The sequence below is a fragment of the Hungatella sp. L36 genome (genome assembly GCF_014288035.1).
This window is the reverse complement of record NZ_JACOPC010000013.1, coordinates 184,101-203,385: the sequence shown is the minus strand read 5'-3', so window position 1 is coordinate 203,385 and position 19,285 is coordinate 184,101. Positions and strand designations below refer to the sequence as shown.

Below are 19,285 nucleotides of genomic sequence, written 5' to 3'. Positions count from 1 at the left end.
GCAAAACCCCCGTATTTCCATGTATAACCGGAAATACGGGGGTTTTAATTTATCATAACTAAACGTTTATAATTCCGACAGAAACTGATCTGTTTCCCGCCGGTTTTTTAATATGACGATTTTCACATCATCCGCTTCGCTCATCATATCATAGAAACGCCTGCGGGTTTCTTTGTGATGAGTCCAAACACTCTTAATAAAACGTATCTTTTCCGCATTCAGTTTTTCCGGGCAGTTTCCTCCCATATCCGTGCGGCTTTTACCATAGTTTTTCACGAATCGTCCAACCACTCCGCTCAGACATCTGATCCGGGAAAAATCCATGAAAATGACGGCGTCACAGTACTGCAGCCGGAGCGGGATTGTGCGCGAAATATTACCGTCGATAATCCATCTGGGCTGAACCAGTTCCGACATCAAAAGCCGGTCAAATTCTTCATCGGACACAGGCTTCCAGTTATCGTTCCAATACAGTGCGTCCAGATGGGTCAAAGGCAGGCTTAACTTATTCGCCAGCTTATTTGAAAGGGTGGTTTTTCCGCAGCCATTGCCGCCGATAATCAGTATTCTTTCCAATCGTAAATCCCCCGTGATCAATCAATGATTATCTAACAGTATAAGGCAGCGGACTTCCAGTTGTCAATGGCCGCGGCAGACTGTAAAAAAATAATAGCATTGCTGTCACACCGACAGATGGAGCACTTCATAAACCGTTCCTTCTACAGACGAGTCCGGTTTTTTGCCGAAAAAAGAATACTCCTTCTGCACCCATTGTTCCGGATCACAGAGCAGCACCTTCCCGGTACAGCCGTTTCCAACTGCGGAAAAATGCGGCCGCACCATTTTCCGGGACGCTGGAAGAGCCTGTTCTGTTTCCAGCATAAACCGCGAAGTTAAAAATTCTTTTTCAAGTTCCACAAAAACGGGAATTCCCAGTTTTATGCGCTGTCTCCCAAACGAGGACACAATATTATCGTAGTACCCATCCCATATAAAATGGATCATTCCGGGACTGTCCTTCCAGAGATACAGCGGGGAATATTCGTTGCCGCCTTCTGATCCGCCTTGATTTTCCCGTATCAGATAAGCCTTAAACAGCAAATCTTCAAAACCATCTGTCTTCGTCCCGTTATGTCTCACGCGCTGGCGTATGAGATTCATGTCGTAATGATCCGGCAGCGCTATTTGATACTGCATTGCAATCATAGGAAGCTCCTTCTTTCTGTATCATCCAGTGCCGGGCCCGGCGGTGATGTTTTTACTATTTAATTATACAGAACTGCCGCCGTCGTGTATAATAGTTGGTAATGATGTCTGGTATCATTTTAAATGATGGAGGGAGCTATGGAAAGTCAGGAACTCAGAATATTCCGGGAGGTTGCCCGCGCAGGCTCCATCTCGAAGGCGGCCGGTCAGCTGGGATACGTACAGTCGAATGTGACGGCAAGAATCAAGAAACTGGAGGAAGAGTTAAACGCCGTTCTGCTAATCCGGCACAGCAAAGGGGTCACTCTGACCGCGGAAGGGGAGCGCCTGCTAATCGCCTCGGAAGATATCCTTGACCGGATCGACAGAGCAGCAGCCCAAATCAGGGACCGCAAAACATTTCGGATCGGAGCGGCTCATACGCTGTCGATATCCAGACTGCCGCTGTGGCTGACCGCATTTCAGGAACAGCTTCCGGAAATGAATCTCTCTGTGGTCACGGACAGTCAGGATCATCTGGCCCAATATCTGTCCGAAGGTAAGGCTGACTGTGCCTTTCTGGAGGCGCAGTACGTGACAGAGGAGATGGAGACACTGGCTTCCTTTCAGGAAACACTCTGTATCATCGCCCCATTCGGCTGCGCGGAACGGGAGATGATTCAGATGCCGGCCATAGTAAATAAAATAGCCGCGTGCCCTTACCGCGCCCGTCTGCTTGCATGGTTTCAATCCCATGGTGTGCCTGCTCCACGGATCATCGAGATGGACACGGTCGAGGCCATACTCCGCTCCGTCGAGCTGGGAATGGGGATTTCCCTTCTTCCCGCCAGCGTCCTGTCAGAACGGCAAAATATTGCGGTATCAGGTGAACTAAAAATGGATCCTGTCCGGATTTTTCTGTCCGTCTGCAAAGGCAGTTCCGGCAGGGCCTCCGAAATTCTCCGGGAAATTATCATAAATGGGGCGAAATCATAAAATAAAAAATATTTTCTAATAAATAATCACGACATACAGATGTCCTGTTTATTTGCTATAATAGAGAAAAAAGCAGCGAAAAGAAGGCTTGAAGGAGAAGGGTATGACAGAATCAAAGAAAAAGGCAGTATTAAAGAGCAGGATCGAGCAGGTATGGGAGGTTGTGACAGATCTAAGCGACTGCAGCTGGCGCAGTGATCTTCAGAGAATCGATGTACTGGAGCCTGGGAAAACGTTTGTGGAATACACGAAGGAGGGCTTTCCGACCACGTTTGTGATCACCCGGTTCGAGCCGCCGTACCGGTATGAATTTACCATGGACAACGCCAATATGACAGGTACGTGGACCGGTCTGTTCCGCCGGACGGACGAAGGCTGTGAAGCGGATTTTACAGAGCGGGTGGACGTGAAGAAGTGGATTATGAAGCCGTTTGTCCCTGGTTACCTAAAGAAGCAGCAGGAGCAGTATTTTAATGATCTGAAGGCGGCGCTGGGCGAGTGAGCGCAATTGGGAAGATTGACCTATCATGAGTAACAGGAGGCGTTTATGAAAATTGACCGACTAATCGGAATCCTGTCCATCCTTTTGCAGCAGGAAAAGGTGACGGCGCCATACCTTGCCGGGAAGTTTGAAGTATCACGGCGAACAATCAACCGGGATATCGAAGACATCTGCAAAGCAGGCATTCCGCTCGTAACCACACAGGGGCCCAATGGAGGGATTTCCATCATGGAGGGGTACCGGATCGACCGGACTGTACTGACTTCATCGGAGATGCAGTCGATTTTAACCGGACTTCGCAGCCTGGACAGCGTATCCGGCACCAACAAATACCAGCAGCTTATGGACAAGCTGGCCATGGGGAATTCTTCGATTCTGACCTCAAACAGTCATATCCTGATTGATTTATCGTCCTGGTACAAATCCTGTCTTGCGCCGAAGATCGAACTGATTCAGGCGGCGATCGGCGCAAGAGAATACATCACCTTTGCGTACTTTGGTCCTTCCGGCGAGAGCAGAAGGAAGCTGGAGCCGTATCTTCTGGTCTTTCAGTGGTCCTCCTGGTATGTGTGGGGATACTGTACCGATCGTGAGGATTACCGGCTGTTCAAGTTAAACCGGATGCTGGAGCTGAAGGCGCTGGATGAGCGCTTTGAGGAGCGGAAGGTTCCTGCGTATGATATGTCACCGGACAAGGCATTTCCGCCGCGGATTTCCGTCACAGCGGTCTGCGAGGCAGATATGAAGTGGCGGCTGATTGAGGAGAGCGGGCTGGAGAGCTTTCAGGAGAGGGAAGACGGAAAACTGGTATTCAGCTCCTGCTTTTCCGATCCCGGAAGCGTATTTAGCTGGCTGCTCAGCATGGGAGACCGTGTGGAACTGGTGGAACCGGAAGAACTCCGGGTGGAATTTGCCGCCATGGCAGAGAAAATTTGTCGTATTTACCGTTAATGATGACATACAGTTGTCGTGATTAAAGTGTTATCCTGTAAGCGTACATGAGAAAACCACAGAAGTGGTGGAAAAGAGGACAACCGGATGAATTACGAAATCGTGACACTGCCTGAGAAGAAGGCGGCAGGAATAACAGCAAGGACGAATAACCATGCGCCTGATATGGGAAGCGTCATAGGCGGGCTGTGGGAAAGTTTTTATGCGAAAGGGGTTTACGACAGTATCCCCGCAGACAGAAGAGGCTGCGTCCTCGGAATTTATTCAGACTACGAGAGCGATGAGAACGGCGATTATGATATGACGGCAGCCTGTGAGGTGGCGGATGATGCCGGGCTTCCGGAGAACTTAAGGATCCGCACGATCCCGGCAGGCAGATATGCGAAGTTTGTAGTCAGGGGAGATGTGCAGCAGGCCCTGGTTCAGTTCTGGATGGAACTGTGGAGTATGAACTTGAATCGTACGTTTCAGGCTGATTTTGAAGAGTATCACGGGATGACCGGCGAAGAGGCGGAGATCCATGTCTATATAGGATTGAAAGAGGATTGAACAACAGGAGAGGGAATGATGAGTATGGAATTCAAACGGGTTACTTTGGAGAATATCGAAGAAGAGCACATCTGCTGTGCCATATCGGATAAAAAGGGAGAGACCTGCGTGGCCTCCAAGAAGGCGTGGCTGAAGGAACGGCTGAAAGAGGGACTTGTGTTCGAAAAACTGGATGTGCGCGGAAAGGTATTTATCGAGTACCTGCCGGCGGAGTACGCCTGGGTGCCTGTCGATGCAGATGGATACTACTATATCGATTGTCTGTGGGTTTCCGGCCAGTATAAAGGACAGGGCTATAGCAGCCAGCTGCTGGAGCACTGTATCGCTGAGGCCAGGGCTAACGGGAAGAAGGGGCTTGTTATACTTTCCTCTAAGAAGAAGATGCCGTTTCTGTCGGATGGCTCCTACTTAAAGCATAAAGGATTTGTGACAGCCGATACTGCCGCGCCGTACTTTGAGCTTATGGCACTCCCATTTGAAGACGGGACACCCCTGCCGCGCTTTTTAGAGTGTGCAAAGACCGGTGAGACCGATGAAAAGGGATGGGTTCTGTACTACACAGCGCAATGTCCCCACACGTCGAAATACGTTCCGATTCTGGCGGAATACGCCAGGACTCAGGGCATTGAGATCAAGACAGTAAAACTGGAATCCCGGGAAGCTGCAAGGCGCGCGCCAAGCCCATTTACAACATACTCCTTATTCTATGACGGGAAATTTGTGACGAACGAGATTTTATCAGAGAAAAGCTTCGAGAAATACAGGAAGAAAGTGTAACGTGCTGCGCAAAACGCAGATCAATTCACACTTTCCCTGGTCTGAGAAAAGAAAAAGGAGACCGATGATATGTCTGATATTGCAGCAGATTATGAACTTCAGGCAGACAGGCTGCGCAGATTGCTAAAGGCGAAAAAGACCTTTGAACCGGCTATGGAATTGGCACTTGACCTTCATGCGGTCACACATACGGGGGTGGTTTCGGGAAGCAGCAGCCCCACGTTTTGCGATCATGTGCTGGAGGGCCTGACAGATGAGGATTACAGTGTGATGCCGACTGAGAAAGATGAAACCATAGCCTGGCATTTATGGCATATAGCCCGAATCGAAGATCTGGTCAGCAATCTTCTGATTGCCAGACAGTCTCAGATTTTCGATGATGATTGGATGGATCGCATGAATGTGACTGTCAAAGACACCGGTAATGTTATGAGCGACAGCGAAATAATCAGTTTCAGCCGGCACGTCAAGAAACAGGAGCTGATCAATTACCGCAATGCGGTAGGCTGTCAGACCTGTGCCGTGATCAAATCACTTACCCCGAGCGACTTAAAACGGAAACCCGAGTCCGAATATTTGGACCGGCTGGTCAGCGAGGGTGGTTTACTGGACCGGAAGGGGTCTGTCTGGCTGAAGGATTTTTGGGGGAGTTATACGGTGACAGGACTTTTGCTGCTGCCTTTGACACGCCATCATATGATGCACCTGCCGGACAGCGCTGCGATCAAAGAATTTATAAAAAGCGGTGCCGTACCTTTTCTGAAAGGATAATTTTCTCCATAAAAAAGCAAAAAAAATGTGGACTCCGGCGATCCTAAACGGAAATCGCTTTTTCCACACCTATATCATACCATAAAAATCTCTTTTTTTCAAGACTTGTAATGAAAGTCTGAAAGGCGTAGAATCAGTACTTACCAAATACGGGGAGGAAAAGAGATGCAGGAGAACTGGTATGAACTGATGGAAACAGTACAACGGAAGCAGGAACTGGAAAGAGTGCTGGCTTGCAACGAGAAGACAAAGTCCTTCGGACTCACACTCACTGAGGAAGATGCTGGTAGACTGATGGCGAGCCGGCGTGATTCCCTGAGGACGCAGATGCGGGTCGAATTCGGAAAGGGGATATTGCCGGAGATTATAGAGACTTTCTGTGATTCTCCCTATTTGCAGCAGGAAAACTATGCTGATGTGATTGCGGAGCTGCAGGAAATCTTCTATCTCTATAAGAACGAATCAGAAGACAACTTAACGGATGAGGAACTGCTGACATTTATGAAAGAACAGTTTGACGGTGTCTGTTACGGTTCCGTCGCCTATCTGGAGGAAACGTGCCTGGAACGTTTTGCGAGGGCGATTCGCGCCGGATACCGGGATTACGTGGAGGACGGTGGAAAGGGAGAGTACGAGAAATTTTCACAGGAAGCACGTTGGGACAGGGATCTCTTTTTGGAGACACTCTTTGACCTGCTCAGTTAGGAGGCGGACATGGACTATACGATGGAAGAACTGCTGCCTGTTGTCGGAAAACTTATGGAAAAGTATACCAGTCTTTCCAGCACCTCCGTCACCTATGAGACGGCACAGCAGCTGATGGGAGCGGTGCTTTACTGCCTGCGTGAAGCAGAATATGAAGCGGTGAAGACAGGAAAAAACAGCGTAGCCACCGCCTCAGACACGGATTTATGGAGGTTTTACCAGCAGGGGTATGAGGTGGTTCTGGAGAAGACCGCCAGGGCCAAGAAGGTCTACGATCAGATCATTGCGAATTTTCGTTCCTTCGGTAACCGCTGTTATGAGGATACGGTCATCAAAGGGATGCCGGAATTCTTTGTCCATTACAATGCCAGATTCCGGCCCCAGGATCATCTGCTCACTCTGGATTACCCGATTTTACGGCCTGTAGGGAAGCGAAAGGGAATAGACGCCATCTACTTTTATTTATCCTGTGTTCTCCTGGAACAGAGATTCTTAAGCAAGTTTCCGGAAGCGTACGGAAAGGCGGTCCTGGAACACTACCATGGGGATTATGAGGATCTGGTCCTGAATGTGGCTTCTGTCATTATGCGGAATCTGGTGATTCATATGATGATGGGGAAAAAGCTGTCCGGGGATACGGTGACGGCAGACGATACGGAGCGGTTTTGCAGCCGTGTGAAGAACTGTGAACCACAGAAACTTGAGGAAGCCATAGGTCAGCTGATGGAGCAGCTGGCAGGCGGCCCGGAGGGGGACAGAGCCCTGTTTTCCTATCTGTCCTGCGACAGGAAGGATTTTGCAGCAGAACTTAGGAACGCCGCGGAGTATGGATGCATGGACCGTATGATTGTTTATTAGAATTACGCAGAGAACCCATTTTAAGCATAGTTATGGCACTATAATAACATTATAATAACACAGGAGTCTGCAATTCAGGAAAAGGAGGCGGTTTTTATTGAAGATGCCTGAAGCAATCGGCAGTCAGCTATTTGCACCATGCGGAATGAACTGTATGGTGTGTTTTGCACACTGCAGTACTAAGAAGGCCTGCGGAGGCTGCCTGGGAACCGATGAGAGCAAGCCTGGACACTGCCGGACCTGTCTGCGAAAGAACTGTGCAGCTGAAAGAGAGCTATCCTACTGCTATGAATGCAGCGATTTTCCATGCAGAAGAATCCGGGATCTGGACAGAAGCTATCGCAAACGCTATGGCGTCAGCCTCATAGAACAGTCCCTGTTTGTGAAGGAAAACGGCATAGAATTATTTCTGGAAAATGAGCGGAAACGCTATACCTGTGCGGCCTGCGGAGGTGTAATCTCTCTCCACGACCATCGATGCAGTGAATGCGGGCGGGTAACTTCTGGATAATTATTTATGATGAAGAAAGCGGTTTAAAAGAATAACAAAATATACATAATGCACAAAAAAATAAAGATTTATTGATAAAAAGGCGAATAGACTAAAAAACTTTTAGCGTATATAATAAATTTTGTGATTAAATATTGGTGCTATTCATTATGTATATCCTGAGAATTGGCTCAGAGTCTCTACCAACTACCGTAAAGAGTTGACTACATAGTTTATGTAGTTGACTCTTTTTTTGGTAATTTCATGTTTGTTGGTGGAAGGGAGCGACAATCGTAAACCTTTAAAATATAGACTACAGGATAGCAAAGCAGGCAGTCTTAACAGGCAGTTTATTTAAAGGAAGATGGAGGACATATTATTGGAACGAAAAACAGGATTCGCAGACAGGTTTTTTGGGATATCCCAGAGTCATTCAAGCGTTAAAACGGAAGTACTTGCAGGAATCACAACATTTATCACAATAGCCTATATCCTTATTCTGAACCCACAGATTTTATCCGACCCATACTTGATTATGGGAGATGCAGCGATGGCGCAGAAGATTGCCAACGGCGTCTTTATCGGTACCTGTATCGGAGCGTTTATTGGTACGATCCTTTGTGCATTGTATGCAAGGGTTCCGTTTGCTCAGGCGCCGGGCATGGGATTAAATGCATTTTTTGCATACACCGTGGTGCTGGGAATGGGATATACGTATGGACAGGCGCTGGTTATCGTATTTATATCCGGTATTTTTTTCATCGTTATTACCGCAATCGGTCTGCGAGAGGCGATAATCAGATCAATTCCCGACGCGGTTAAAACAGCGATTACCCCTGGTATCGGTCTGTTTATTACAATTATCGGACTGAAGAATGCAGGAATCGTCATTTCCAATCCGGCCACACTCGTAAGCCTGGTTGACTTTTCCAAATGGAGAAGCGGCGCGGATATGGTTTTGATCAATGGCGCGCTGGTGGCACTGGTTGGTCTGGTCATCATGGGAATTCTGCATGCGAGAAAGGTAAAAGGTTCCATTCTTCTGGGAATTATAGCGGCAACCCTGATTGGAATCCCGCTTGGTATTACGCATCTTTCAAATTTAGATATGAATCTTGGAGTGAAATTCCAGGATTTCGCGGAAGTATCATTTTTAAAGATGGATTTTGCCGGCCTGTTTGCCGGAACAAACTTTGTGGAAACGCTGTTTACGGTAACGATGCTGGTCATCAGCTTCTCCCTGGTCAACATGTTTGACTCCATTGGGACACTTCTCGGAGCAGCTAAACAGTCGGGGATGATTGATGAAAACGGCGAAGTAATCCGGATGAAGCAGGCCTTAATGTCAGATGCGGTCTCGACATTGGCAGGCGCAATGGTAGGAACCTCCACCGTTACCACTGTGGTGGAATCCAGCGCTGGTATCGCGGAGGGCGGAAGAACGGGTATGACGAGCCTTGTAACCGCTCTGATGTTCCTGGGAGCCATTCTCTTTGCACCGATTGTCAGCATTGTTCCGGCGGCGGCCACTGCCCCGGCACTGATTTTCGTGGGGATTCTGATGCTCGGTAACATCAGAGATGTGGATTTCAGCGACATGAGCAACGCACTGCCGGCCTTCTGTACAATCGTATTTATGCCATTTACATATTCGATCGCCAATGGTGTCGCATTCGGACTGATTACCTACTGTCTGATGAATCTCATGACAGGCAGAAGGCGGGAAGTGAAGGCTTTAACGCTGATGATTTCGTTTGTGTTTGTTGTAAGATATGCGTTTATGACCTTGGGATAGAATGGGAGAGCGGTTTAAAAGAGCTCTTGAAAAGATATGATAAAGTGTGGTAAAATCGAAACACAAAGATAAAAACACAGCCCGGTAGGTAGTCCGGGCGCAGCGGACAATATTCGTGAAACCGCTGTCAGTAACCTTCCTCCTTAGGTCGTCCGTTCTTTGTCTATTTTGAATCATATAAGGAGGATATCATTATGGACAAAGTATCGCTGACCTTTCGGGTATTTTTTGAGGACCCGTTCTGGATCGGAGTCGTGGAACGGATTTCGGATGGAACGATGGAAGTATGCAAGATCACCTTCGGTATAGAGCCGAAGGATTACGAGGTATATGACTGGCTCCTTAAGAATTATTATCGGCTGCGATTCAGTCCGGCCGTGAAAGCTGAGGCAAAAAAAGAACATACCAACCCGAAGCGCAGGCAGCGGGAGGCCAGGATGCAGACTGCGGTCTCCGGCATCGGAACGAAGTCGCAGCAGGCCTTAAGCCTGCAGCATGAGCAGCTGAAGGAGGAACGGAAGATCCGGACCCGCGAGCAGAAAGAAGCGGAAAAGGAAGCCAGATTCGAATTAAAACAGCAGAAACGGAAGGAGAAGCACAGGGGCAGATGATTCTGCCTCCTGTGTTTTTTTTATATTTCATGATAACAGGCAATACCGCTATGGAAACACCCAGGTCCTCCGTATAATCGAATCCCCTGTTTGAGGACTTTTCGTTACTCGTTTCATATTATGTTTCATATTATATTGTAAAGATCAAAATCGGGTAAAAGAATATGAAAGAAACAGGCTATCGGCGGGACGCGGCACTGGAATATGCAAAGAAATGGGCCATGGGCAGAAATCCACGGTATTTGGACTTTGAGCATTTTGGAGGAGACTGCACGAATTTCGCCTCACAGTGCATTTACGCGGGGAGCGGGGTCATGAACTATACGCCGGTGATGGGCTGGTATTATAACAGCAGCACTGACAGGACGCCGAGCTGGACGGGAGTGCAGTATCTTTACAATTTTCTCGTAAATAACAAATCGGTTGGTCCGTACGCGGCAGAAACCGGTCAGGACGGTGTACAGCCGGGAGATCTTGTACAGCTGGGCAATGCCAACGGTTTTTATCACAGTCCGGTAATCGTCGCAGTCACGGACGGCCGCATTTACGTGGCGGCGCACAGCTTTGACGCTTATATGCGCCCTCTTGATTCCTATTTATACGTGAAATCCCGCTTTCTGCACATACAGGGAGTACGCAGCTGGTAGATACCGAAAGCAGAAAACAGGCAAAAGCTATTGACTATTGGGTTACCAGATAGTTTATGATAGGAAAAGGCAAAGCCAAAATAAAGAAAGAAGGGGAATCATGTATATCCATGTTGAGCCGGTAAATGACAAGAACCGTGAGGCGGTACTGGCTCTCAAAATTCACGAAACACAGAAGGGATTTGTGGAAAGTCCCGAACAATGCTTAAAGGAGGCAGCGGAAGAGAAATGCTGGCGTCCGGTAGGCATCTATGACGGAGAACAGCTGGTAGGCTTCTCCATGTACGGTTATTTCTGGCAGTATCTGCCATTTGGCCGTGTCTGGCTGGACCGGCTGCTGATCGACCGGGATTATCAGGGCCATGGCTATGGCCACATCGTACTCCCGATGATGATCGGGAAGCTGAGAAGCGAATACCACAGAAAGAAGATTTACTTAAGCGTAGTCGAAGAAAATCAGGGTGCAATCCACCTCTATGAGAAATTCGGATTCCAATTTAACGGAGAGACCGATGTCCATGGAGAGAAAGTTATGGTGCTGAAAGAAACGCTGAATAGAAGCGCTGAACGAAGCGCTGAAAGAAACCTGAATTAGTTGACAAAATTGTAAAAATATGATATATTATCTTTCAATAAAAGGGAGTAGCGAACCATCATCCGATGGATTTTAAATCGTCTTCTTGGTGTTTTTATAAGCACCCGTATAAAATGAAATGTGCAAGACTTTTATTGTGGCAGGAACTACCACGGTAAGAGTCTTTTTCTTTTCTTCATAAAGGAAGTTCCAGCCACGCACGAAAACTTTTAGTTGTCGTCAGACAGGAAGGAGAATCAGTATGGAAGAAGAGAGAAGAAAACAGGAAGTAGAAGAGGCGATCGCCGCCGCAAACCGGGTGCTCATGAATCTGAGGCAGGCCGAAACCGCGCTATCAAGTGCAGGCAGCTGGGGAATCTGGGATATGCTGGGAGGCGGAATGTTTACTACCTGGATCAAGCACTCCAGGATCGATGATGCGAGAACGTCTCTGGAGGAAGCAAGACGCAGCTTAAGAAGCCTGCGCAGGGAACTGATGGATATTGATATACCGGCAGATTTCAAAATCGATATTGGGGAATTTCTTAATTTTGCCGACTATTTCTTTGATGGATTGATCATAGACTGGATGGTCCAGGCAAAAATCAGGGAGGCGTCGGACAACGTGAGTGAAGCCATACGCCGTGTGGAGACGCTGCGGACCAGACTTCACGAAATGCTGTGAACAGAGGCAATTCCCTAAACAGGCAATACATTTACAGGAGAGGAGGGCTGAGCCGGTTCACGGCCTGGCCCTCGCCGGATGCAGGAAACAATCTGATGAGGTCTTTCACGAAAATACTGTTTATGGTATACTAATACTGCATTGCGCTGCGCAGTACTGGGAGCACTTGATGTTGACTTGATATTGACTTGATATTGAAATGGAGGAATCAGTTTGAAAGAACGCGAGATAAAATACGATTTTCTAAGGGCGGTGGCGGTTCTGGCGATCATTATGGTCCACGCCATACCGGCTGTCTCTGTCAATGATAAACAGTGGTGGTTTGCAGCAGTCATGCAGCCGCTTCTGCTCAGCTTTGTCGGAATATATTTTATGCTCAGCGGTCTGTTCCTTCTGGATTCGGCGACCGGAGATATCACGCAATTTTATAAGAAACGGGTAAAAGTCATCGTTATCCCGTTTTTATTTTTCTCGGTCCTTTATTATCTGTTCTATGTCAGCCGCAGCCAGGAGGTCTTATCCTGGTGGGAGTATCCGGTGGAATTCCTGCGGGATTTTTTCAGTGGTACAGTGCCTATGGCGGACCATATGTGGTTTATGTATGTGATCATAGCGCTCTACCTCTGTACGCCGTTTCTGGCCCGTATGATGAAGGCGATGAATGATAAGGAACTGAAATATTTTATTCTGCTCATCCTTGGAGTCCAGACACTGACCAACTATGCCGGCGGATTTGGCATCGGACTGGATCAGATTCTTGATTATATGGTGTTTAAAGGCTGGCTGATCTACTATGTCCTGGGATATGCGCTGAAGAGGCTGTTCAAACGGGAGGAATTTAAGTGGTTTGCCCTTGCTGGAATCGTGGGGCTGGCTCTGACACTGCTGCAAAAAAGGTTTACGCCTGGCTTTGTACCGGGAATTCACGATTTGGCGCCTACCATGATCGCCATGTCGGCGGCAGTGTTCTTACTGTTTGAGTGCTATGGCAATTTAAAATGCAAGGTTGCCAGAACAGCCGCTGTCTGGATGAGCCGCCACAGCTATTCGGCCTATCTGGCTCACTATCTGATTTTAAAGGCCGCAGCCGAATTGCTGGTGGATCAAACCGTGGTGAGACATTTTTACGTTCCGCGCATTGTCTGTGCGACGCTGCTGACCGCGATTCTGTCCTTTGCGGCCGCATGGATCTTAGACAGTACGGTGATTCGATGGCTGCAAAATTTAATTAAGACGGATCGTGGCAGATGAAGCAAGGAAAATGGACCAACGAAAATGAATCAATAGAGATGAATCAATATAAAGGGGAGATGTACGAGATGTCAGGAAAAAACTGTGAAAGCTGTATGTATTATACATACGACGAGGATTACGAATGTTACGTATGTGATATGGATTTGGACGAAGATGAGATGATCCGCTTTTTAAGAGGCGACAGCGGCGGCTGTTCTCATTATCAGTTTGCCGATGAATATAAAATCGTCCGAAAGCAGATGTAAGACATAAAAAAGCCCCATAAAAGGGAGGAGCCGGTATCCTTCTGTAAGAATACCGGCGATTATGAAAAAAATTTTATCTGATGTAAGGCATAAGCATCTTTCTCTTATGTTATAAGTATATCCGGTAAATATGAAGATAGTTTGACCGGGATGTAAAAAGATTATGACCAGAATATGAACAGAACGCGCTTCATATTAATTCGATCCTAAGGGACAGGCAGTTCGATCAGAAAGCTGCGCTGCCGTCATATGTAACGCTCTTCAAATTCTGAAATGGGAATCGGTCTGGAAAAAATATACCCCTGCACCATGTCGCATTTGATCATACGGAGGTATTCGACCATCTCATCTGTCTCAATTCCCTCTGCCACTGTGTGTACCTTCAACTTTTTAGACAGCTCGATGAGGCATGCAATCACATCTTTCGCCTTTTCACCAGCCATATTGACAAAGAAGGAACGGTCCAGCTTGATCGTATCCACATCAAATTCCTTGAGCAGTCCCAGCGAGGAGAATCCCGATCCAAAATCGTCCAGGGAACATAAAAATCCAAGCTGATGCATCTGGCGGATCATTTCCTTTACTACATTAATCTGGCGGTTGTCAAAGAAGATGGATTCCGTCAGCTCAAACTCGATCATTCCCGGCGGTATCTCGTATTCTTTTGCAATATCTGCAAATTTCTTCAAAAAATTATGTTCCAGGAAATGCTGGCGCGATAAATTAACGGAAACGGGGATCGGATTTTTTCCGCTTGCGATCCATGCGTGCAGCGTTTGGCAGACCTGTGTAAAAATATAGAAATCCAGGCTGCATATTTTTCCGTTCATCTCGAACAGAGGTATGAAATCCGAGGGATAGATCACACCCTTTTCCGGATGAATCCAGCGCACCAGCGCCTCGGCGCCTTCCGCCCGATTAGTCTCCAGCAGGATCTTCGGCTGTAAATACACTTTAAAATCATGATTTTTTATGGAACTGTCAAATAAATCATTTAGCTCCTGTTCCATCTTCATGCGCTCGGTCAGGCTGTTGTCGTAAAAGGCGCATTTTTCCCTGTGTTCGGCAGTCTGGCTCTGGCATGCCAGTCTGGCGCGGTCCTGCAGAAGCGTGATCTCCAGACTGGGGTCATCCACCACACAGGCTCCCTGCCGAAACGTCATGTGGCAGGCGGGCAGATCCGTGCTGCGAAAGGCGTTGATTTCCCGGATCATCTCATCCAGACGGTTCTGAAGTCTCTCCGGTTCGTGTTCTTTCAGACACAGGAAGAAGTGATCCGATTCCACACGGGCGGCAAATTCATCGTCCTCAGGCCGGAGCTGGCGTTCCAGGACCTGGTATAAGTAGGCCAGAATCTGGTTTCCGGTCGGTATGCCCAGGCGTTCGTTGATGAGCTTAAAGCCATTGACATTTACCAGCAGGATGGAATACGTATCGGGAGCCATAGTTTTGGCCAGTTCCGTGTATTTCAGTTGAAATGCCGCATTGTTGGGACCTCCGGTAAGCGGGTCCACAAAGGCCAGACGTTCCAGCTGTTTCCTGTGAATGTGGTAGAAACGGTATACCGAAAACAGGAACAGGGAGAAGAGCAGTATGGTCAGTCCAATGATGACAAATGACTGCAAAATATAGCGCTCCGCGCCGCTGGACAGAAAATTCGCAGGTATGAGCGTCAGCAGAAACCAGTCATTCACACCGAGTGAATTGTAGGACAGGATCAGATTTTCCTTCGTAACTGCCGTAAATTTCAAGATCCCGTTTTGGTTGCTTTTCATGTTTTCCTGCATTCGGTGAATTTCATCTATGACCTTCTTATCCTTATTCTCCCTGAAAATATCATCCAGCCGCAGAAATGGCTTTAAGTCTGTGGGTGAAATTACCACCTGTCCAGTGCTGTTGATGATGCAGCTGAGCATCTCGCCGTCAAAGTTCTTAGTGGAAATCATGGCCTGCATATTCTCCTTGCTTCTCACACCGATGAGAACTTCGTCGATCTGGCCTTTCCTGGATATTGGGACCGAGTAAAAAATACTTTGTCCCCCTATGTAATTCGCCTTTACCTCCCCCTCAAAAGAGGCGAGAACGCCGTCAATCTGAAAGAAGTCTGCGGAAGCGATCCAGGGAGGAGCGGAATCGCCGTCAGAGGAAATGATGGTGCCATCCCTGTGCAGCAGAATCAATGGGTCAAACTCCAGGATCTGCGCTTTTCTGTGTAAAAATTCCACCAGTTGTTCTTCCCCGGTACACTCCTCATCCAGATGGGAAGCCGTATCGGATATTGTGACGAGGCTCGTCATTTTATTGGTCAGGGCGTCGTGGATATCGCGGGCGGTCTGTACGGTTACGTCGTCTAAGTATTTTTGTGTGCTTTGATTTAAGGCTATGCGCAGATCAGCCGCATTTCCGATTAAAATTGTAAAAACCAGAAGAATCCCTACGGACAGGACTCCGATTTGCAGGCCTTTCCTGAAAAAGGGATTGTGAAAATCAGGTTTTTTCTGTTCTCGTATTTTCATCTATATTGTCTCCATTTATAAAGAACATTGTGATAGTTATACTCCGTTTTATTTTAATTTACCCTATTTGAGAAATCAATATAATATTTGTGTACGTTAGCATATAGTATAGAGAGAAAATGTGATATAATGAAGGTGGTTTTGTGAATTATGAGGCAGGCCAGGGAGAAGAAAAACGGTTCTGGGAAGAGGCATTATGAAAGGTAGATAAGATGGAAGAGAAGAGGACACTATTTGAATATTTATATAAAAATCTCAGAGAGCAGATCATGACAGGATACTTAAAATATGGAGATCCGCTGCCATCCATGAGCCAGCTCTGTGAAAATTACCATGTGGGGATCCGGACGGTAAAGGATGTTCTGGCCGCATTGAAAAAAGAGGGGCTTATCCATACCGAAGAGAGGAGGCCTTCAATCGTGGCGTATCAGCCGGACTGTGAGGTGCAGAAGGAACATGCCATAAGATCCGTGCTGGAGCGGAGACATACGATTCTGGAGGTCTATAAGACGATGGAGCTGATTATGCCGCGGCTTTTCGCATTTTCCATGGTATCCTGCGGCGGGGAGAAGGTGAGCCTGAGCTTTCGGCAGCTAAAACAAAGCAGCAAAAAAGAGATTACTGTCCGTTGGAAGGCTTCATCGGCGGCGCTGCATAATCTTTTGGATGCTTCGGACAACCTGCTGTTTCGGGATGCGTTTACGAGCCTTGAGATCTGCGCGCGGGTCCCATTTTTCCTTGAATTCCGGAAGTCTCCGGCATTTTCGGCTTCATACAGGGCATATAAGGATCCGCTGTGGATGCTGGAGGCGGTCAATACAGGTGATCCGAAGGAAGTGCGCCGGTGCTTTCAGACAATGTATCACGCGATCGCAGGCGATGTTAAGCAGTATATGGAAGAACTGTCGGTTATGGTTCCATTTCCGGCGGAAGAGGAGAAAAACTATTATTACTGGAGTCCGGAAAAGGGACGGGACCATTATTACATGCAGATTACCCGCGATTTGATTGATAAGATTGGAGTGGGAACCTATCGGGATGGGACGTTTCTGCCTTCTGAGGCCGCACTGGCCGAAGAATACAAAGTTTCTGTCTCTACGATCAGGAAAGCGGTGGCCATGCTGAATAAATGTGGATTCTGCCATACATACAACGTTAAGGGAACACAGGTGACGCTGTTCAATGACGATGCAACCGTGCAGTGCATGAAGAACAAGGTATTTAAAATTGATACGCTGCTTTATTTGAGCGGGCTTCAGTTTATGGCTGTCGCGGTCTGGCCTGCTGCCATGCTTACTGCCGAATCGATGAAAGGGGAAGCCAGGGGCCTGTTGGAAAAAATAGAGCAGACCGGAGCGGTTCCGCTGGATCTGATTATGCATTCCATGGCAGAGCACCTTTCCCTGAGACCATTTCAGGTGATATTGCAGGAGGTGAGCGGGCTGCTCCACTGGGGATATTACTATAGTTTTTACAGCGATGGTTCCACACAAACCAATGAACTGAACCGGCGGTGCCGGAAGGCAATGGATTGTCTGCTTGAGGGGGAGGCAGAGGCATTTGCCCGTCAGCTTTCGCTTTGCTACTGCCATGTGCTGGAGGTGGTCCGGGAGCACATGGTTCAGTGCGGGCTTTATGAAGCAAAAAATCTGGTCACGCCAAACCCGGAAGATTGGGAAGAGACTGGGGAATAAAAAATATTTAAAAAGTTTTCAGATGGCTGCGATAAAATGTAAGTCTGCTCCGTTGTAAGGATGAAAAGGAAGAAAAAACCAGTTTTACACGAAAGGAGTAAAGACATGAAGAAAAATTTTATGGCGGCCATAGCGGCAGCGGCAACGGTAGCTTTAGGAGGATTGGGGCTTTATCTGGGGGCTCCCAGCCAGTATCTGGCATTTGATATTAACCCGAGCATCGAATTGAAGGCGAACAGGCTGAATCAGGTCGTTTCTTTAAAGGGGACGAACGAAGACGGAAAAAAATTGTTACAGGAGTATCGCATGGAGGACAGGAACCTGGACCACGTCCTGGAAGATGTGGTCGATCTGCTGGACCACGCGGGATATTTTACCAACAAGGACAAAAATGATATCCTACTGACCGTAAAGTCCGGTTCGGCCTCAGAAACCACGGTTAAAAATGTGAACCACCATCTTGCAGACTATCTGGAGGAATGTCAGATCGAAGGCCGTGTTCTGGATCAGCATGTAAGCCTGACGAAGGAATTAAAGAAGCTGGCGGAGGAACACCATATATCTGCCGGACGTATGGCTCTGATCGAAAAGATTTTGGCAAAGGATGACAGTGTGACGGCCAATCAGCTGGCGAATATGCGGATCAGCGATCTGGTGGCTTACGCAAAGGACGAGGGAATCTCTCTGGATGCCCTGGAAGATAAGCTTGACCACGCCAATGACTGGTACCGAAGCGATAGGCTTGAATGGCTGGAGGATGAGCTGGATTGGATGGAGGAGAGTGAGGCGGCAGGCGGGAAGTATGATGATCGTTACGATGACGATGATCGTTACGATGATGATGATCGTTACGATGATGATGATCGTTACGATGATGATGATCGTTACGATGACGATGATCGTTACGATGACGATAATCGTGAAGATGACGATGATCGTTACGATGATGATGATCGTGAAGATGACGATGATCGTGATGATGACGATGATCATGAAGATGACGATGATCGTGATGACGACCATGACCAACATGAAGACACTGGCCGTGAAGGTTGATGACGACCATGATAATGACCAATATGATAACGCTGGCCGTAAAGGTTGATGGCAATCAATATGAAGACGCTGGCCGTAAAGGTTGATGGCAATCACTATGAAAACGCTGGCCGTAAAGGCTGATGGCAATCACTATGAAAACGCTGGCCGTAAAGGCTGATGGCAATCAATATGATAATGCTGGCCGTAAAGGCTGATGGCAATCAATATGAAGACGCTGGCCGTAAAGGCTGAAAGCGACCAATATGATGACGATGACCATTAAGACTTATGACGACCATTATAATAGCGAAGCTGCCATGATAACGAAACCGCTGTTACCTTCGTGAAAGGTGATATAGATCGAAGGCAGCAACGGCCTCAAAAATAAATATTGACACAATTTTGAACAGAAAAGTCTGATAAAGGGAGCGCGGGAATAGCC

Annotated in this window: 21 protein-coding genes and 1 riboswitch; of the genes, 18 read left to right on the top strand and 3 right to left on the bottom strand. The window is 47.6% G+C overall.

The annotated features are described in order from the left end of the window. Positions 1 to 66 precede the first annotated feature (66 nt). Positions 67 to 576, bottom strand: a complete 510-nt coding sequence (locus H8S80_RS25335; protein WP_117632491.1) for a P-loop NTPase family protein — start codon at positions 574 to 576, stop codon at positions 67 to 69. Positions 577 to 681: 105 nt separating this feature from the next. Further along, positions 682 to 1,206, bottom strand: coding sequence for a DUF4865 family protein (locus H8S80_RS25330; RefSeq protein WP_117632490.1), 525 nt, complete (start codon positions 1,204 to 1,206; stop codon positions 682 to 684). A 138-nt stretch (positions 1,207 to 1,344) separates the two neighbouring features. Here H8S80_RS25330 and H8S80_RS25325 point away from each other — a divergent pair, with 138 nt between their 5' ends. The 16 genes from H8S80_RS25325 (at position 1,345) to H8S80_RS25250 (ending at position 13,595) form a co-directional block, all read left to right on the top strand. Beyond that, on the top strand, positions 1,345 to 2,181 hold the full coding sequence (locus tag H8S80_RS25325) for a LysR family transcriptional regulator (protein ID WP_181987975.1): 837 nt from the start codon (positions 1,345 to 1,347) through the stop codon (positions 2,179 to 2,181). Between the two features lie 103 nt (positions 2,182 to 2,284). Next, complete coding sequence (locus H8S80_RS25320) at positions 2,285 to 2,683, top strand: SRPBCC family protein (protein WP_110322312.1); 399 nt, start codon at positions 2,285 to 2,287, stop codon at positions 2,681 to 2,683. 45 nt (positions 2,684 to 2,728) lie between these two features. Then, entirely contained in the window at positions 2,729 to 3,634 is a 906-nt protein-coding gene (locus tag H8S80_RS25315; RefSeq protein ID WP_002602907.1) for a helix-turn-helix transcriptional regulator, read from the top strand. A gap of 87 nt (positions 3,635 to 3,721) precedes the next feature. After that, positions 3,722 to 4,183 (top strand): GyrI-like domain-containing protein, encoded by a 462-nt coding sequence (locus H8S80_RS25310; protein ID WP_002602908.1) that lies wholly within the window; start codon positions 3,722 to 3,724, stop codon positions 4,181 to 4,183. Positions 4,184 to 4,207: 24 nt separating this feature from the next. Then, positions 4,208 to 4,960, top strand: a complete 753-nt coding sequence (locus tag H8S80_RS25305) for a GNAT family N-acetyltransferase (protein WP_025531465.1) — start codon at positions 4,208 to 4,210, stop codon at positions 4,958 to 4,960. A 69-nt stretch (positions 4,961 to 5,029) separates the two neighbouring features. Beyond that, on the top strand, positions 5,030 to 5,731 hold the full coding sequence (locus tag H8S80_RS25300; protein WP_117632488.1) for a DinB family protein: 702 nt from the start codon (positions 5,030 to 5,032) through the stop codon (positions 5,729 to 5,731). Between the two features lie 165 nt (positions 5,732 to 5,896). Beyond that, a complete protein-coding gene (locus tag H8S80_RS25295) occupies positions 5,897 to 6,436 on the top strand; it encodes a DUF6323 family protein (RefSeq protein WP_117632487.1) in 540 nt (179 codons plus the stop codon). A gap of 9 nt (positions 6,437 to 6,445) precedes the next feature. Beyond that, complete coding sequence (locus H8S80_RS25290) at positions 6,446 to 7,294, top strand: DUF6179 domain-containing protein (RefSeq protein ID WP_117632486.1); 849 nt, start codon at positions 6,446 to 6,448, stop codon at positions 7,292 to 7,294. A gap of 97 nt (positions 7,295 to 7,391) precedes the next feature. Beyond that, the gene (locus tag H8S80_RS25285) at positions 7,392 to 7,805 is read left to right on the top strand and encodes a DUF3795 domain-containing protein (RefSeq protein WP_117632485.1); all 414 of its coding nucleotides are present in this window, start codon (positions 7,392 to 7,394) and stop codon (positions 7,803 to 7,805) included. A gap of 129 nt (positions 7,806 to 7,934) precedes the next feature. Beyond that, positions 7,935 to 8,031: riboswitch (purine riboswitch) on the top strand. A 117-nt stretch (positions 8,032 to 8,148) separates the two neighbouring features. Further along, complete coding sequence (locus H8S80_RS25280) at positions 8,149 to 9,579, top strand: NCS2 family permease (RefSeq protein WP_333490862.1); 1,431 nt, start codon at positions 8,149 to 8,151, stop codon at positions 9,577 to 9,579. A gap of 194 nt (positions 9,580 to 9,773) precedes the next feature. Continuing rightward, positions 9,774 to 10,190: a YjdF family protein gene (locus H8S80_RS25275; RefSeq protein WP_002602915.1), complete on the top strand. Its 417-nt coding sequence runs from the start codon at positions 9,774 to 9,776 to the stop codon at positions 10,188 to 10,190. Positions 10,191 to 10,354: 164 nt separating this feature from the next. Continuing rightward, complete coding sequence (locus H8S80_RS25270) at positions 10,355 to 10,837, top strand: amidase domain-containing protein (protein WP_002602916.1); 483 nt, start codon at positions 10,355 to 10,357, stop codon at positions 10,835 to 10,837. A gap of 100 nt (positions 10,838 to 10,937) precedes the next feature. Continuing rightward, positions 10,938 to 11,432 carry a GNAT family N-acetyltransferase gene (locus H8S80_RS25265; protein ID WP_117632484.1) on the top strand — a complete coding sequence of 165 codons (495 nt, stop codon included), beginning with the start codon at positions 10,938 to 10,940 and terminating at the stop codon, positions 11,430 to 11,432. Positions 11,433 to 11,673: 241 nt separating this feature from the next. Continuing rightward, on the top strand, positions 11,674 to 12,096 hold the full coding sequence (locus H8S80_RS25260) for a hypothetical protein (RefSeq protein ID WP_002602918.1): 423 nt from the start codon (positions 11,674 to 11,676) through the stop codon (positions 12,094 to 12,096). 213 nt (positions 12,097 to 12,309) lie between these two features. After that, positions 12,310 to 13,347: an acyltransferase gene (locus H8S80_RS25255; RefSeq protein ID WP_117632483.1), complete on the top strand. Its 1,038-nt coding sequence runs from the start codon at positions 12,310 to 12,312 to the stop codon at positions 13,345 to 13,347. After that, the gene (locus H8S80_RS25250) at positions 13,344 to 13,595 is read left to right on the top strand and encodes a DUF6472 family protein (protein ID WP_117632482.1); all 252 of its coding nucleotides are present in this window, start codon (positions 13,344 to 13,346) and stop codon (positions 13,593 to 13,595) included. The genes H8S80_RS25255 and H8S80_RS25250 overlap by 4 nt, the downstream gene beginning before the upstream one ends. 245 nt (positions 13,596 to 13,840) lie before the next feature. Here H8S80_RS25250 and H8S80_RS25245 read toward each other — a convergent pair whose 3' ends face one another. Next, on the bottom strand, positions 13,841 to 16,111 hold the full coding sequence (locus tag H8S80_RS25245; protein ID WP_117632481.1) for a bifunctional diguanylate cyclase/phosphodiesterase: 2,271 nt from the start codon (positions 16,109 to 16,111) through the stop codon (positions 13,841 to 13,843). Positions 16,112 to 16,323: 212 nt separating this feature from the next. On the opposite strand from H8S80_RS25245, the gene H8S80_RS25240 reads away from it, so the two are divergent. Further along, on the top strand, positions 16,324 to 17,805 hold the full coding sequence (locus H8S80_RS25240) for a GntR family transcriptional regulator (protein ID WP_117632480.1): 1,482 nt from the start codon (positions 16,324 to 16,326) through the stop codon (positions 17,803 to 17,805). Between the two features lie 105 nt (positions 17,806 to 17,910). Continuing rightward, complete coding sequence (locus tag H8S80_RS25235; RefSeq protein WP_117632479.1) at positions 17,911 to 18,861, top strand: anti-sigma-I factor RsgI family protein; 951 nt, start codon at positions 17,911 to 17,913, stop codon at positions 18,859 to 18,861. Positions 18,862 to 19,285 lie beyond the last annotated feature (424 nt).

Coding starts and splice junctions, on each gene's coding strand:
- H8S80_RS25330 (WP_117632490.1), bottom strand. CDS start 1,206: ATGATTGCAATGCAGTATCAAATAGCGCTGCCGGATCATTACGACATG.
- H8S80_RS25325 (WP_181987975.1), top strand. CDS start 1,345: ATGGAAAGTCAGGAACTCAGAATATTCCGGGAGGTTGCCCGCGCAGGC.
- H8S80_RS25320 (WP_110322312.1), top strand. CDS start 2,285: ATGACAGAATCAAAGAAAAAGGCAGTATTAAAGAGCAGGATCGAGCAG.
- H8S80_RS25315 (WP_002602907.1), top strand. CDS start 2,729: ATGAAAATTGACCGACTAATCGGAATCCTGTCCATCCTTTTGCAGCAG.
- H8S80_RS25310 (WP_002602908.1), top strand. CDS start 3,722: ATGAATTACGAAATCGTGACACTGCCTGAGAAGAAGGCGGCAGGAATA.
- H8S80_RS25305 (WP_025531465.1), top strand. CDS start 4,208: ATGGAATTCAAACGGGTTACTTTGGAGAATATCGAAGAAGAGCACATC.
- H8S80_RS25300 (WP_117632488.1), top strand. CDS start 5,030: ATGTCTGATATTGCAGCAGATTATGAACTTCAGGCAGACAGGCTGCGC.
- H8S80_RS25295 (WP_117632487.1), top strand. CDS start 5,897: ATGCAGGAGAACTGGTATGAACTGATGGAAACAGTACAACGGAAGCAG.
- H8S80_RS25290 (WP_117632486.1), top strand. CDS start 6,446: ATGGACTATACGATGGAAGAACTGCTGCCTGTTGTCGGAAAACTTATG.
- H8S80_RS25280 (WP_333490862.1), top strand. CDS start 8,149: ATGGAGGACATATTATTGGAACGAAAAACAGGATTCGCAGACAGGTTT.
- H8S80_RS25275 (WP_002602915.1), top strand. CDS start 9,774: ATGGACAAAGTATCGCTGACCTTTCGGGTATTTTTTGAGGACCCGTTC.
- H8S80_RS25270 (WP_002602916.1), top strand. CDS start 10,355: ATGAAAGAAACAGGCTATCGGCGGGACGCGGCACTGGAATATGCAAAG.
- H8S80_RS25265 (WP_117632484.1), top strand. CDS start 10,938: ATGTATATCCATGTTGAGCCGGTAAATGACAAGAACCGTGAGGCGGTA.
- H8S80_RS25260 (WP_002602918.1), top strand. CDS start 11,674: ATGGAAGAAGAGAGAAGAAAACAGGAAGTAGAAGAGGCGATCGCCGCC.
- H8S80_RS25250 (WP_117632482.1), top strand. CDS start 13,344: ATGAAGCAAGGAAAATGGACCAACGAAAATGAATCAATAGAGATGAAT.
- H8S80_RS25245 (WP_117632481.1), bottom strand. CDS start 16,111: ATGAAAATACGAGAACAGAAAAAACCTGATTTTCACAATCCCTTTTTC.
- H8S80_RS25240 (WP_117632480.1), top strand. CDS start 16,324: ATGGAAGAGAAGAGGACACTATTTGAATATTTATATAAAAATCTCAGA.
- H8S80_RS25235 (WP_117632479.1), top strand. CDS start 17,911: ATGAAGAAAAATTTTATGGCGGCCATAGCGGCAGCGGCAACGGTAGCT.